Here is a 14,048-nt window from a genome sequence, read left to right as displayed (position 1 = left end):
GCTCAGTGGGTACCTCGTACCGATCTCTCAGGTGCAGATCGGCGAGCTCTCGACGTCCGACACGACGGTGTTGCCGCTGTCGGTCGCCCAGGCGCGGGCCCACCAGCAGCCCATCGTGGTGTCGAGCGAGCCGTTCTGCGGGGCGATGTACGCCCAGTTCGAGCTCGGGCCGACGACCTGGCTGGCCGCGTAGCCGTCCCAGCTGATCGGCGAGGTCCTGGTCTGCGACCAGCCCTGCTGCACGTAGAACCGGATGTCGGTCTGCGGCGAGAGCACGTACGCCTCGGCCTGCCAGACCCAGTCGTTGGCCCCGTCGTAGCCGTACCAGTAGTGGATGCACGGGTTGATGGCGACGCCCTTGTAGTTCGAGTAGTAGTTCCCCGTCGCGCGGCAGGCGTAGTCGGGCCAGCTGGCGGCCTGCGCGGCGGGCGCGAGCACCGCGGTCACGCTGAACAGCGCGCCCAGCGAGGCCAGGGCGGCGGCGATCCGGACGGTGATGCGGCGGTTCGTCTTCACGGTCGGGTGTTCCTCTCGGATTCGGCTGGTTCGGTGGGTTCGGCGAACTCGGTGCGCTCAATGCGGGAAGCCGGTGATCGAGAGCCTGTGGCCGCCCTCGGCTGTCTTCTCGGGAACACGAGAAGCATCCCGTGCCCGCCCATGGCTGTCAGCGGTCGGGCACTGGCACCAACGTGCCTGGCGCGTAGCGGTCAGCCCGGGCGGTACGCGATCATGGGCGGGCCACGAGGGGGAGCGGGGGAGCGCGATGGACGGCAACACGGTGGCGCTGCTGGTCGCAGCGGTGGGCGTGCTGGGGACGCTGTCCTCGCCGGTGATCAGCCAGCGGCTGTCGGCCCGCACCAAGCGGGAGGAGGCCGCGATGCAGCGGGCGGATGCCGAGGCGGTGCGCGAGCAGGCCCGCCGGGAGGCGGTGGTGGCGGAGCGGAAGGCGGCGTACATCGCCTTCAACGCGGCGTCGCGGCGGTACCGGGTGGAGATGATGAACTACCTGCACGCGGTGGACGCCGAGTTGGCCGGCGACCTGGACCGCGCCGAGCTGCGCGAGGCCCGGCGGACCTACTCGGCCTGCTTCGCCGAGGTGCAGATCCTCGCCACGGACGAGGTGCTGGCGAGCATCGAGGAGATCAGCGGCCGGCTGTCCCGGGCGTACCTGGCGATCAAGCGACTGGAGAACGGCGCCCCGGACCCGGGCTGGTCCTTCGACGAGACTCGCGGGTTCCTGATCGGGGCCTGGGACCACTGGCTGGCGATGCGTCAGGTGATGCGCGCCGAACTGGGCCTGGACGAGCGACCGTTGCTCTGATCCCGGTCAACTCCCGGCGGACTCCCCGGCGTTCTCCCCGGCGACGGCCCGGAACGTCCCGGCCGCGGTGAACGCGTCGGTGATCGGTGCGACGAGCGAGGCGAGGCGGCGGGCCCCGGCGTTGCCGATCGGCGCCCACAGCGCGGCGCAGTGCGCGTCCGTCTCGACCTCGATCCGCTCGCGTGCCGCACGGCCGGTGTCGGTGAGCGCGGCACCGGAGTCGAGCCAGCCGCGCGCGACGAGGCGTGCCGTCGCGGCGCTCCACTGCGCGTCGTCCCACTGGCGGGTGGCCCGGGCGAGCGCGGTCGGCAGGCGACCGGTCGCGGTGTGCAGGACCAGGCAGTCGCACGGTCCGAGGCCGTTGTCGGCGAGGACGACGAGATGGGCGTCGCCGCGCCACTCGCGCACCACCGTGAGCTGCTGCCAGAGCGCGACGAGGGGATCGGGCGGCAGCGGGACCGAGGCGTTCGCGGCGGCCAGCACCTTGCCGGCGTAGTCGGCGCCCGCGACCACCGGGTCGATCAGCGAGCGCGCCTCGGCCAGCCGGTCGTCCGGGAGGTGGACGCCGACCCGCCGCATCGCCCGTCCGGCGGCCCGGAAGCGGGCGGCCTGCCAGCGCTCGGGCGGCGCGGCCCGCCACACGCCCGCCATCGCCCGCACGGCCCGCGGGCTGAAGTTGTAGAAGGCCGCGAGGGTGACCTGCCACGGGACCGCGCCCAGCGCGGCCGACCGGAAGGCCAGGTACGCCGGCCCCCGGTCGGTCACGCCGAGCCCGGCCGCCTCCTCGGCGCTCTCGGGGGCGAGGTAGATGAACAGGTGGGCGGCGCTGACGGCGCGGCTGACGTCGCCGACGGCGGTCAGGTCCATCGGGCCGTCGCCGGGGCGGGCGGAGTCGGGGCGGGTGTCGAGGTGCATGGCGGTGGTGCCTCCGGGAGTCGGGCGGCGCTGTGCTGTGGGCAGGTCCCGAATCGACGGTAACACGGATAATCGATTATCTGGCGGATCGTCTAGGATGGGCGCGTGACTCAGACGGCGCACCCCCCGACCCCGCCGGGGAAGCTGATGCTCTCCGAGCAGGTCTACGCCCACCTGCGGGACGCGATCATGCGCGGGGACCACGCCCCCGGCAGCCCCCTCAAGCCGCAGGACCTCGCCAGGGAGCAGGGCGTGAGCCTGGCCGTGGTGCGCGAGGCGCTCGTGCGGCTGGTCGGCGAGGGGCTCGCGGACCGGCTGCCGAACCGCGGTTTCGCGGTCCCGTCCTTCTCCGACCGCCGCTGGCAGGAGATCGCCGAGGCCCGTCGGACCGTCGAGCCGCTGGTGCTGCGGATGGCGGTCGAGCGCGGCGACCTCGACTGGGAGGCACGGGTGCGGGCCGCGCACCACCGGCTGGCCCGCACCCCGGCGTACCTGCCGGAGGCGGGCGGGCACTACACCGAGGCCTGGGCCGAGGCGCACCGGGTCTTCCACCGCACGCTGCTGGAGGGGTGCGGCAACCACGCGCTGCTGGAGACGTTCGACCGGATGTGGACGGCGAGCGAGCTGGCCCGCCGCTGGTCGGCGCACCGCACCCCCGACCGGGACGGCATCGAGGAGCACCGCAGGCTGGAGGAGGCGGCGCTGGCCCGCGACGCCGACACCGCGGCCGCGGTCCTGGCCCGGCACCTCACGCTGACCGCGGCCGCCCTGACCGAGGACCCGGCCGCCGCTCCCTGACCGGGGGCTCCGGCGCCGCTCCCCGAACGCCACGGTGCGCGGGCCGTCCGGGAGCGGTCCCGGACGGCCCGCGCGGGACCGGTGACGGTGCGTCAGCCCAGCAGCGACCCCATCCACTCCTCGATCCCCGCCACCGAGCGGGGCAGCGCCCCCGACATCAGCCGCGCGCCGTCCTCGGTGATCACCAGGTCGTCCTCGATCCGCACGCCGATGCCGCGCAGTTCGAGCGGCAGCGTCTCGTCGTCCGGCTGCAGGTAGAGGCCGGGCTCGACGGTGAGCACGTGGCCCACCTCCAGCACCCCGTCCAGGTACGTCTCGCTGCGCGCCTTGGCGCAGTCGTGCACGTCCATCCCGAGCATGTGGCCGCTGCTGCACAGCGTGTACCGCCGGTACAGGCCCGACTCGGCCGACATCGCCTCGTCCGCCGAGACCCGCAGCACGCCCCAGTCGGCCAGGCCCTCGGCGATCACCCGCATGCCGGCCCGGTGGAAGTCGCGGAAGCTGGCGCCGGGGCGCAGCGCGGCGATCCCGGCGTCCTGGGCGGCCAGCACCAGCTCGTAGACGTCCCGCTGGACCGGGGAGAAGCGGCCGCCGAGCGGCAGCGTGCGGGTGATGTCGGCGGTGTACAGGGTGTCCGTCTCGACGCCCGCGTCCAGCAGCAGCAGGTCGTTGCGGTCGAGCCGGCCGTCGTTGCGGATCCAGTGCAGCACGTCCGCGTGGGCCCCCGACGCGGCGATGGTGTCGTACCCGGTGCCGTTGCCCTCGGCCCGCGCCCGCAGGTTGAAGACGCCCTCGATCCACCGCTCGCCGCGCGGGTGGCGCAGCGCGGCGGGCAGGGCCCGCACCACGTCCTCGAAACCGGCCGTGGTGTGGTCCACCGCCAGCTGCAGCTGCTCCACCTCCCAGGCGTCCTTGACCAGCCGCAGCTCGCTGAGCAGCGTGGACAGCCCGTCGGACAGCTGCAGCAGCGAGTCCACCACCGGGTCCACCCCGGCCAGCACCCGCACCCCGCGGCCGGGCTGAGCACCCGTCAGCAGCTTCTCCAGCTCGTCCAGGTGGGCCGCGCGCACCCCGGTGAGCTGCTCGGCCTCCTCCAGGTCCGGCCGCCGCCCGACCCAGAACTCCCCGTAGCGACGGTCCCGGAAGAACTCGCCGTTGCCGCCGTCGCGCGGCGAGCGCGGGCGCAGGTAGAGCACCGGCTCGTGCCCCTCGACCCCGGTCGGCTCCAGCACCAGGACGTGGCCGACCTGGTCCTCGCCGGTCAGCCCGGTCAGCCAGCTGTAGGCGGAGTGCGGCCGGAACCGGTAGTCGCAGTCGTTGCTGCGCACCTTCAGCTGGCCGGCCGGAACCACCAGCCGCTCGCCGGGGAAGGCCGCGGAGAGCCGGGCCCGGCGTCCGGGCAGGGCGGCGTGACCGGGCACCCGCTGCTCGGCCGGCAGCGGGCTGGGCGCCCAGTTGGTGCCCATGAAGGCGGCCAGGGCGGGGGAGACGGGCAGGTCGTGGCTTCCGGTGTTGAGCGGCTTCGAGGCCTGCGAGGCGGAGGTCATGGGGGCTCCTGAGCTGCGGTGATTTCGGTGGGTGCAGGGTGAGTTGACGGTCCGTTCGGACACAGGTGGGTAACGGGACCGGCAATCTCTTGCTAGTGCAATTTCACATTACTATGTTACGGGTCACACCTCAGAAGCGGCTAGTCCCAGCCCGGCACCGGTGCCACACCCCGGATCCACCCGCGGACACCCAGTCCTCCCAGCACGGAGTTGCACATGACCAGGCGTACCCATGTCGCCCTCGCGGCGGCGATCACGGCGGCACTGACCCTCTCCCTCGGCGCGTGTTCCAGCACCAAGGGCAGCGGCGACAACGGCTCCGGCGACGGCAAGGGAATCACCACGGCCGGCGACGGGATCATCGGCGGGACGCCGGTCAAGGGCGGCACCCTGCACATCCTGTCCAACCAGGACATCTCGCAGCTCGACCCGGCCCGCAACTGGACCGAGCCGGAGATGGACTTCGGGATCCGCCTGCTCTACCGCACGCTGACCACCTTCAAGGCCGCGCCGGGCAAGGACGGCCTGCAGATCGTCGGCGACCTGGCCACCGACACCGGCCAGTCCAGTGACGGCGACAAGACCTGGACCTTCCACCTGAAGGACGGGGTCAAGTACGAGGACGGCACCCCGATCGTCTCGCAGGACATCAAGTACAACGTCGAGCGCTCCTTCGACCCCGACCTGTCCGGCGGCCCGGACTACGCCAAGAAGTACCTGGTCGCCCCGGCCGACTACAAGGGTCCGCTGAAGGGTTCCGAGCTCGGCAACGACTCGATCGAGACGCCGGACGCGAAGACCATCGTGTTCCACCTCAAGCGCCCGGTGGCCGAGTTCGGTTACACCGTCACGCTGCCCACCTTCGCCCCGGTGCCCAAGGCGCACGAGGGCGGCACCACCTACGGCAACCACGTCTTCTCCTCCGGTCCCTACAAGGTCGAGACCTACGACCGCGGCAAGCAGTTGACGCTGGTCCGCAACACCAACTGGGACCCGGCCACCGACACGGTCCGCAAGGCCTACCCGGACAAGATCGTGATGGACCAGTCCGGCAGCCCCGAGGGCATCGCCGACCGGATGATCGCCAACCAGGGCGACGACCAGAGCGCCATCATGTACGCCGACCTCTCCTCGGCCAAGGTCGCCGACGTGATCACCAACGCGGACGTCAAGGCCCGCCTGGTCAGCGAGAACGAGAACTGCACCGCCATGGTCACCATGGACACCCAGAAGGCGCCGTTCGACAACGTGAACGCCCGGCTGGCGGTGGAGTACGCGATCGACAAGGAGGCCTACCAGTCCGCCGTCGGCGGTCCGGCGCTGGCCGACTTCGCCACCACCTACCTGCCGCCCGCGCTGACCGGCGGCACCTCGGTCGACCACTTCAAGATCCCGGCCGCCGGCGACCCGGACAAGGCCAAGCAGTACCTGGCCCAGGCCGGCCTGGCCAACGGCTTCGCCACCGAGATCACCGTGTCCAACGGCCAGAAGGCCCAGGCCGAGGCGGTCCAGGCGGCGCTGAAGAAGGTCGGCATCAACGTCACCATCAACGCGGTGGACGCCAGCGTGGCCACCTCGACGATCGGCGACAAGAGCAAGCAGACCGGCCTGTCGCTCAACGGCTGGTGCCCCGACTACCCGTCCGGCGCCACCTTCCTCCCGATGCTCTTCGACAGCCGGATCATCAGCGACACCGGCAACAACGGGAACTCCAGCCGGTTCAAGGACCCGGCGGTGGACGCCGAGATGGACCGGATCGGGACCCTGACCGACGCCGACCAGGCCAACCAGGCCTGGAACGCGCTGGACGCCAAGATCATGGACGAGGCCCCCGCGGTCCCGGTCACCTGGCAGAAGAAGCCGCTGCTGGTCGGCTCGAACGTGGCCGGCGCCTTCGGCAGCCCGATCTGGTCGGCGGAGATCGACTACGCCACCATCGGCCTCAAGTCCGTCAAGTAAGCACGAGGGACTGTAAAAAAGGTGACCACCACCGTTCCTGCCGCGCAGGAGCCGACCGAGCGCCAGGAGCAGGCTCCGGCCTCCCCCTGGCGCTCGGCCTGGCGCCGGCTGCGCCGCCGCCGGGTCGCGATGACCGGCCTCGGCATCATCGTCTTCTTCGTGCTGGCCGCCGCGCTGGCACCGGTCCTGACCGGGATCTCCGGCTACGGTCCGACCGACACCGACAAGCACGCGGTCGACCGCTACCTGGGCGGCCTGCCCAAGGGCGACTTCGGCGGGATGAGCTCCCAGCACTGGCTGGGCGTCGAGCCGGGCCTGGGCCACGACATCTTCGCCCGGCTGCTCTACGGTGCCCAGATCTCGCTGCTGGTGGCGTTCAGCGCCGCCCTGCTGATCACCGTGGTCGGCGTGGCGCTCGGGGTCACCGCCGGCTACTTCGGCGGCAAGGTCGACATGGTGATCAGTCGGTTCATGGACGTCATGATGTCCTTCCCGAGCCTGATCTTCATGATCGCGCTGCTCTCGGTGGCCAAGGACGTCAACCGGGTGCTCCTGCTGATCGTCGTGATGTCGCTGTTCACCTGGCCGTACATCGCCCGGGTGATCCGGGGGCAGACCATCTCGCTCAAGCACCGCGAGTACGTGGAGGCGGCCCGGGCCAGCGGCACCGGCAGCGCCCGGATCGTGCTGACCGAGATCCTGCCCAACCTGAGCAGCACGATCATCGTCTACATCACGCTGGCGATCCCCGGCCTGATCGGCTCCGAGGCGGGCCTCACCTACCTGGGGGTCGGCGTCCAGCCGCCCACCCCGTCCTGGGGCCAGATGATCGCCGACTCCGAGCTCTACTACAAGCTCGACCCGATGTTCTTCGTCCTGCCCTGCGCCTGCCTGTTCCTGGTGGTGCTCGGCTTCACCCTGCTCGGCGACGCCCTGCGCGACGTGCTCGACCCGAAGGGCGGTAACGGGTGATCACCTTCCTGCTCCGGCGGCTCGCCGGAATCGCGCTGACCCTGCTGGTGATCTGCGCGGTCACCTTCACGATCTTCTACCTGCTGCCGAGCGATCCCGCCCAGGCCTTCTGCGGCAAGGACTGCACCCCCGACCGGGTGGCCCAGGTGCGCCAGCAGATGGGCCTGAACGCCCCGCTGATCGTCCAGTTCGGCCGGTACGTGCTGGCGATCTTCGCCGGACGCACCATGGGCACCGGCAGCTACGCGGTGCACTGCGGCTTCCCCTGCTTCGGCTACTCCTTCCAGACCGGCCTGCCGGTCTGGAACATGATCACCGACCGGCTGCCGGTCAGCATCTCGCTGGCCATCGGCTCGGCGGTGCTCTGGCTGGGCATGGGCCTGCTGGCCGGCGTGGTCTCCGCGCTGCGCAAGAACAGCTGGGTGGACCGCACCCTGATGATCGGGACCATCGGCGCCGCCGCGATGCCGGTCTACTTCACCGCGATGCTGCTGCTCTACTTCTGCTGCGCGCAGTTCAACCTGATCCCGTACCCGCGGTACGTCAACTTCACCGACGACCCGGTGGGCTGGTCGCAGAACATGCTGCTGCCCTGGCTCACCCTGGCGCTCGCCACCGCGGCCATGTACGCCCGGATGACCCGCAGTTCGGTGATCGAGACGCTGGGCGAGCCGTTCGTGCGCACCGCCCGGGCCAAGGGCCTGCGGGAGCGGCGGGTGGTCAACAAGCACGGCCTGCGGCCCGCGCTGACCCCGGTGGTCACCATGCTCGGCATGGACCTCGGCGGCCTGCTGGCCGGTGCGGTGATCACCGAGCAGCTGTTCGGACTGCCGGGCGTCGGCAAGCTCTTCGCCGACGCGCTGCACAAGTCCGACCAGCCCGTGGTCATGGGCATCACGCTGGTCGCCTCCTTCTTCATCGTCACCTCCAACCTGGTGGTGGACGTGCTGTACGCCTGGATCGACCCGAGGGCGAGGCTCACGTGACGCTGCTCGAAGTCCGCGACCTCGCGGTAGAGTTCAACACCCCGGACGGAGTGGTCAAGGCCGTCAAGGGGGTCGACTTCACGGTCGACCGCGGCCAGGTGCTCGGCCTGGTCGGCGAGTCCGGCTCCGGGAAGTCCGTCACCTCGCTGGCCGTCATGGGCCTGCACCGGGGCGCCAAGGTGGCCGGCTCGGCGCTCTTCGACGGCACCGAGCTGATCGGTGCCGACCCGGAGGCGCTGCGCCGACTGCGCGGACGCCGGATGGCCATGGTCTTCCAGGACGCGCTGACCGCGCTGCACCCGTACTTCACCATCGGCGACCAGATCGCCGAGGCGCACCGCGAGCACTTCGGCTCCAGCCGCAAGCAGGCGTGGGCCCGCGCGGTGGAGGTGCTGGGCGAGGTCGGCATCCCCGAACCGGCGCGCCGGGCCGGGGAGTACCCGCACCAGTTCTCCGGCGGCATGCGGCAGCGGGCGATGATCGCGCTCGCACTGTCCTGCGAGCCGGAGTTGGTGATCGCCGACGAGCCGACCACCGCGCTGGACGTCACCGTGCAGGCCCAGGTGCTGGACCTGCTGATGCGGCTCAAGGACGAGCGCGGCCTGGGCATCATCATGATCACCCACGACCTCGGGGTGATCGCCCGGGTGGCCGACGAGGTGCTGGTGATGTACGGCGGCTCGGCCGTCGAACAGACCGGCGTGGACACGCTGTTCACCTCCCCCCGGCACCCCTACACCCGCAGCCTGCTGGAGTCGCTGCCCCGGCTGGAGGCCACCGACGGCGAACCGCTGCGCGCCATCCCCGGCAGCCCGCCCTCGCTGCTCGCCCCGCCGGCCGGCTGCGCCTTCCACCCGCGCTGCCCGGTCTACGCGAAGTCCCCGCACGACGGCTGCACCGCGCAGCGCCCGCCGCTGCTCGCGGTCGGCCCGGCCCACCGCAGCGCCTGCAGCCACCCCGAGGTGACCGAATGACAACCCCCCTGATGCAGGTCAGCGAGCTCGGCATGACCTACCCCGCCCGCCGGGGCGGCGCCGGGGTCAAGGCGGTGGCCGGGGTCGACTTCGAGGTCCGGGCCGGCGAGACCCTGGGCCTGGTCGGCGAGTCCGGCTGCGGCAAGTCCACCACCGGGCGGATGCTGGTCCGGCTGCTCGACCCGACGGCGGGTCAGGTGCGGTTCCACGGGCAGGACATCAGCCGGTTGAGCCAGCGGGCGATGCGGCCGCTGCGGGCCAAGATGCAGATCATCTTCCAGGACCCGTTCGCCTCGCTGAACCCGCGGCAGACGGTCCAGCAGATCATCGCGGCCCCGCTGCGCGCCCAGGGAGTCGGGGCCGCCGAGATCCGGCGCGAGGTCCGCGACCTGGTGGGCCTGGTCGGCCTGGCGCCCGAGCACCTGGACCGCTACCCGCACCAGTTCTCCGGCGGCCAGGCCCAGCGGATCGGCATCGCCCGGGCGCTGGCCACCCGCCCCGAACTGGTGGTCGCCGACGAGCCGGTCTCCGCGCTGGACGTCTCCATCCAGGCCCAGATCGTCGGCCTGTTGGAGCGCCTGCAGCGGGAGCTGGGCGTCGCCTACGTCTTCATCGCGCACGACCTGGCGGTGGTGAAACACATCAGCCACCGGGTCGCCGTGATGTACCTGGGCCGGATCGTCGAGATCGGCGAGAAGGAACGGGTCTACGCCAACCCGGCGCACCCGTACACCAGAGCCCTGCTGTCCGCCGTCCCGCTGCCGGATCCGGCCGCGGAGCGGGCCAGGGAGCGGATCGTGCTGATCGGCGACCCGCCGAGCCCCGCGAACCCGCCCAGTGGGTGCACCTTCCACCCCAGGTGTCCCAAGGCCCAGGAGATCTGCCGCAGCGAGCCACCCTTGCTGCAGCTCACCACCGGCCCGGGGGAGCGGCAGGTCGCCTGCCACTTCCCGGAAGCCTAGGGCCGGTCCAGCCCGGGGCCGTTCGTGAACGGTCCGGCCGGTCACCCGTACCGGCCGGACCGCAGGCCAACGCCTTCGGACGCCGCCGGATCCGCGTCACCGTCACCCGCTTCCCGGTGGCGCGGGTCCGGGGCCGCCCGACGGCCGTGAACTCCCGGTCGGGTGCAGTGGGGAACCCTGCGAGGACTGCACCCGACCGGGTCCCACCATTTCTGGAGAGGAACCAACGCGTGGCAACCCTGAGTTGGGACGGCAGTGCGCCGCCCTCGGGCCGGACCGAGACGACTCGCGAGGTCGAGTCGGGGGTGCCCGGGCTGCGGTTGCGGGTGACCGCGATCGGGGCCGCGGAGGTGGCGGTGGACGTCTCGGCGGACCGGCCGGGCGTGCTGCTCGTCGCGGCCGCCCCGCTCGGCCCGGTGGACGGCGGGCCGATGCGGGTGCGGATCGAGTGGCGGCTGCCGTGTGCGGGCGCCACGGCGCTGTGGCGCCCCGGCACCGACACCCGCTGGCTGCCGCCGTCCTGGAGCCGGCCGCGGGAGGCCTCCTTCGCGAACGGGGCCGCGGTCGGCAGCCTGGTGGGCGCCGGGGACGCCGCGCTGTTCACCTTCGCGGTGGCCGAGCGGGTGCTGCCGGTGACCATCGGCGAGGGGGCGGTGGAGGAGACCGGCGACTTCGCCTGCTGGGTGGAGCAGGACGGGGCGCCGACCCTGCGGCTCGACCTGACGGGACGTCAGTTCAGCGAGACGGTCCTGGAGATGGCCCACTGGTGGGCCGACGGGCCGGTCCCGGTGCCGGCCGCGGCCTTCGAGCCGGTGTTCTGCACCTGGTACGCGCGGCACCTGGAGATCACGGCGGCGGAGGTGGAGCGGCTGGCCGCGCTGGCGGCGCCGCTGGGCTTCACCGGGCTGATCGTGGACGACGGCTGGCAGACCGCCGAGACCTCCCGCTCCTACGCCACCACCGGGGACTGGGTGCCCGCCTTCCCCGACTTCGCCGGCCACGTGCGCCGGGTGCAGGAGCTGGGGCTGGCCTACCTGCTCTGGTGCGCGCTGCCGTTCGCCGGCGACCGCAGCGCCGCCGGACAGCGGTTCGCCGGCCACCGGCTGGCCCACCGCGAGGAGTTGGAGACCTCGGTGCTCGACCCGGCGGTGCCCGAGGTGCGCGCCCACCTGGTGGAGCGGCTGTCCGCGCTGGTGGCCGAGTACGGGCTGGACGGGCTGAAGGTGGACTTCATCGACACCTTCGCCCGCTCCGGGGGCGACGCGGCGAGCATCCGGCAGCTGCTCGCCGACCTGGCCGCGGCGCTGCCGAGCGGGCTGCTGGTGGAGCACCGGCAGCCGTACACCGGACCGGGGCTGTGGCCGTACGCGACCATGGTGCGGGCCACCGACTGCCCGCACAACGCGGCGGAGAACCGGCAGCGGACGGCTGACCTGCGGCTGACCTGCGGGCCGCTCGCGGTGCACGCGGACCCGCTGACCTGGCACCCGTCCGAGTCGCCCGCCGAGATCGCGGTGCTGGTGCAGAACGTGCTGTTCGCCACCGTGCAGGTGTCGGTGGACCTCGGGGTGCAGAGCCCGGAGCAGCTGGCGGCGCTGAAGTTCTGGCTGTCCGTCAGCCGCGACCACGTGGACCTGCTCCAGCGCGGCGAGTTCCGCGCGCACCGACCGGACCTCGGGTACCCGCTGCTCGCCGCCTCGCACGGCACGGCCCGCGGGTACGGCCGGTACGCCCCGGTCCCGATCGAGGCGGACGCGGACTGGACGCTGCTGCTGGTGGCGAACGCCGACCCCGACCCGGTGGTGCGGCTCTCCTTCCCGAAGCCGCTCGGCCCCGTCACGGTGCTGGTCCAGGGCCCGACCGGCGCCGTGCTCACCCGGACCACGGTCGACGGTGCGCAGGTGGAGGCGCGGGTGCCCCGGGGCGGGCTGCTGACCCTGACCCGCTGACACCGCCGGAGCACCGGGGGCGGGCCCGCACCGGCGGGCCCGCCCCTTTCGGCCGTCAGGCCAGCGCCTGCTTCAGGAAGGCGAGTTCGGCCGCCACGATCCGCTCGTTCGCACCGTCCGGGGTCAGGTGGGTGATCCCCGGCAGGGCGAGCAGGTTGTGCGGCCGGCCGGCCCGGTGCAGCGCCTCGGAGAGCCGCAGGGTGTGCGAGGGGTGCACGTTGTCGTCGGCGAGGCCGTGGATCAGCAGCAGCGGCCGACGCAGTGACGGGGCGTCCGGCAGCAGGCAGTCGGCCAGGTAGCCGGCCGGGTTCTGCTGCGGCAGGCCCAGGTACCGCTCGGTGTACGCGGTGTCGTAGGTGCGGAAGTCGGTCGGACCGGCCCCGGCCGAGGCGGCGTGGAACACGTCCGGGCGGCGCAGCACCGCCATCGCGGCGAAGTACCCGCCGTACGACCAGCCGCGCACGGCCACCCGGCCGAGGTCCAGGTCCGGCTCGCGGTCGGCCAGCGCGTGCAGGGCGGCCACCTGGTCGTCGAGGGTGACCTCGGAGAACCGGCGGAACATGGCCCGGGTGAACCGCGGCGACACGAACGGCGTTCCCCGGTTGTCCGTGGTGACCACCGCGAAGCCCTGGTCGGCCCACCACTGGCGCAGCTGCCAGCGGCGCGGCTCGTTGGCCACCGCCTGGTAGCCCGGGCCGCCGTACACGTCCAGCAGCACCGGCAGCCGCTGCCCCGGCCGGTGCCCGCGCGGGTACACCACCGCGGTGGGCAGGCCGAGTTCGGTGACCCGGGCGAGCTCGGGGCGGACCGGGTACGGCATCGGCTGGGCGAGGTCGGTCAGCTCCAGCTCGGTGCCGCCGCGCAGCACCCGCCACCGGATCCCTGCGGGCGTGGCCGAGACCAGCAGCAGGCTGTCGCCGCCGGCCAGCGCCGAGTGCACCCCGGCACCCTCGGTGAGCCGCTCCAGCGACCCGTCGGCCGGGTCGAGCGCGAAGACCTGCTGGTCGGCCGGGTCGCCCTCGCCCGCCTCCAGCAGCAGCCGGGTGCCCAGTCGGCCGACCACCCGGCGCACCTGGAGCCGGTCGGTGGTGACCAGCTGCCCGTCCACCGCCAGCCCGCGGGCGGCCCCGTCCGGGGTGTCGGCGGCGGTCAGCAGGCGGCCGTCCGCCAGCCTGGCCGGGGTGCCGGGCAGGTCGTCCACCCAGAACGGGTCGACCGTGCGGGAGAGCTCGACGGTCTTGCCGGTGGCCGGGTCGGCGCTCAGCAGCAGCACGTGCTGCTGCAGCCGGTCGGCCACGGTCAGCAGGACCTCGCCGTCGCCGTCCCAGTCGGCCGCGCACAGGTAGGGGTAGCGGACGGCGTCCCAGTCCAGCCGGACCCGGTCGCCGGCCAGGCCGAGCACCCAGAGCTGCACGTCCGCGTTGGGCCCGCCGACCAGCGGGTAGCGGAAGGACTCGGCGGGCCGGTCCGGGTGGGCGGGATCGGCGAACCAGCGCAGCGGCAGGGCGGAGTCGTCCACCCGGGTCGCGAGCACGGCGCGGCCGTCCGGCGACCACCAGTGCCCGCGGTGCCGGCCGAGCTCCTCGGCGGCGGCGAACTCGGCGACGCCCCAGCGGGCCCCGTCGGCGGGGCTGAGCGGCTCGGTGCGGCCGGTCAGGTACAGCA

At 72.8% G+C, this 14,048-nt stretch carries 12 protein-coding genes; 8 read left to right on the top strand and 4 right to left on the bottom strand.

What is annotated here, in order from left to right; genetic code table 11:
• Nucleotides 1–27 precede the first annotated feature (27 nt).
• A complete protein-coding gene (locus tag ACFW1A_RS29285; protein ID WP_380413889.1) occupies nt 28–516 on the bottom strand; it encodes a hypothetical protein in 489 nt (162 codons plus the stop codon).
• 247 nt (nt 517–763) lie between these two features.
• Between ACFW1A_RS29285 and ACFW1A_RS29280 the strand changes: the two genes are divergently transcribed.
• Entirely contained in the window at nt 764–1,321 is a 558-nt protein-coding gene (locus ACFW1A_RS29280; protein WP_380413887.1) for a hypothetical protein, read from the top strand.
• Nucleotides 1,322–1,327: 6 nt separating this feature from the next.
• On the opposite strand, the gene ACFW1A_RS29275 is transcribed toward ACFW1A_RS29280, so the two are convergent.
• The gene (locus ACFW1A_RS29275; protein ID WP_380413885.1) at nt 1,328–2,236 is read right to left on the bottom strand and encodes a hypothetical protein; all 909 of its coding nucleotides are present in this window, start codon (nt 2,234–2,236) and stop codon (nt 1,328–1,330) included.
• A gap of 105 nt (nt 2,237–2,341) precedes the next feature.
• Here ACFW1A_RS29275 and ACFW1A_RS29270 point away from each other — a divergent pair, with 105 nt between their 5' ends.
• Entirely contained in the window at nt 2,342–3,034 is a 693-nt protein-coding gene (locus tag ACFW1A_RS29270; protein WP_380413883.1) for a GntR family transcriptional regulator, read from the top strand.
• A gap of 92 nt (nt 3,035–3,126) precedes the next feature.
• Here ACFW1A_RS29270 and ACFW1A_RS29265 read toward each other — a convergent pair whose 3' ends face one another.
• Nucleotides 3,127–4,581 (bottom strand): aminopeptidase P family protein, encoded by a 1,455-nt coding sequence (locus ACFW1A_RS29265; RefSeq protein ID WP_380413881.1) that lies wholly within the window; start codon nt 4,579–4,581, stop codon nt 3,127–3,129.
• A 216-nt stretch (nt 4,582–4,797) separates the two neighbouring features.
• Between ACFW1A_RS29265 and ACFW1A_RS29260 the strand changes: the two genes are divergently transcribed.
• From ACFW1A_RS29260 to ACFW1A_RS29235, 6 genes are all read left to right on the top strand, one after another.
• Complete coding sequence (locus tag ACFW1A_RS29260; protein ID WP_380413879.1) at nt 4,798–6,540, top strand: ABC transporter substrate-binding protein; 1,743 nt, start codon at nt 4,798–4,800, stop codon at nt 6,538–6,540.
• 21 nt (nt 6,541–6,561) lie between these two features.
• Nucleotides 6,562–7,512, top strand: coding sequence for an ABC transporter permease (locus ACFW1A_RS29255; RefSeq protein WP_380413877.1), 951 nt, complete (start codon nt 6,562–6,564; stop codon nt 7,510–7,512).
• Nucleotides 7,509–8,498 carry an ABC transporter permease gene (locus tag ACFW1A_RS29250; RefSeq protein ID WP_380413874.1) on the top strand — a complete coding sequence of 330 codons (990 nt, stop codon included), beginning with the start codon at nt 7,509–7,511 and terminating at the stop codon, nt 8,496–8,498. Before ACFW1A_RS29255 ends, ACFW1A_RS29250 begins: the two co-directional genes overlap by 4 nt.
• On the top strand, nt 8,495–9,472 hold the full coding sequence (locus tag ACFW1A_RS29245; protein WP_380413872.1) for an ABC transporter ATP-binding protein: 978 nt from the start codon (nt 8,495–8,497) through the stop codon (nt 9,470–9,472). The genes ACFW1A_RS29250 and ACFW1A_RS29245 overlap by 4 nt, the downstream gene beginning before the upstream one ends.
• The gene (locus ACFW1A_RS29240; protein WP_380413870.1) at nt 9,469–10,434 is read left to right on the top strand and encodes an ABC transporter ATP-binding protein; all 966 of its coding nucleotides are present in this window, start codon (nt 9,469–9,471) and stop codon (nt 10,432–10,434) included. Before ACFW1A_RS29245 ends, ACFW1A_RS29240 begins: the two co-directional genes overlap by 4 nt.
• A gap of 230 nt (nt 10,435–10,664) precedes the next feature.
• A complete protein-coding gene (locus tag ACFW1A_RS29235; protein ID WP_380413868.1) occupies nt 10,665–12,383 on the top strand; it encodes a glycoside hydrolase family 36 protein in 1,719 nt (572 codons plus the stop codon).
• Between the two features lie 55 nt (nt 12,384–12,438).
• Here the strand turns inward: ACFW1A_RS29235 and ACFW1A_RS29230 are convergent.
• On the bottom strand, nt 12,439–14,048 hold a 1,610-nt coding region (locus ACFW1A_RS29230; protein WP_380413866.1), incomplete at its 5' end, for a prolyl oligopeptidase family serine peptidase.

Origin of the sequence: Kitasatospora sp. NPDC058965, from assembly GCF_042741245.1 — a bacterium.
Lineage (GTDB): Bacteria > Actinomycetota > Actinomycetes > Streptomycetales > Streptomycetaceae > Kitasatospora.
The sequence above is the reverse complement of the archived record's forward strand: the minus strand, read 5'-3'. Positions and strand labels throughout refer to the sequence as shown.

What these genes read in the sequence shown, in the direction of transcription:
- ACFW1A_RS29280 (WP_380413887.1), top strand. Translation starts at nt 764, where the DNA reads ATGGACGGCAACACGGTGGCGCTGCTGGTCGCAGCGGTGGGCGTGCTG.
- ACFW1A_RS29275 (WP_380413885.1), bottom strand. Translation starts at nt 2,236, where the DNA reads ATGCACCTCGACACCCGCCCCGACTCCGCCCGCCCCGGCGACGGCCCG.
- ACFW1A_RS29265 (WP_380413881.1), bottom strand. Translation starts at nt 4,581, where the DNA reads ATGACCTCCGCCTCGCAGGCCTCGAAGCCGCTCAACACCGGAAGCCAC.
- ACFW1A_RS29260 (WP_380413879.1), top strand. Translation starts at nt 4,798, where the DNA reads ATGACCAGGCGTACCCATGTCGCCCTCGCGGCGGCGATCACGGCGGCA.
- ACFW1A_RS29240 (WP_380413870.1), top strand. Translation starts at nt 9,469, where the DNA reads ATGACAACCCCCCTGATGCAGGTCAGCGAGCTCGGCATGACCTACCCC.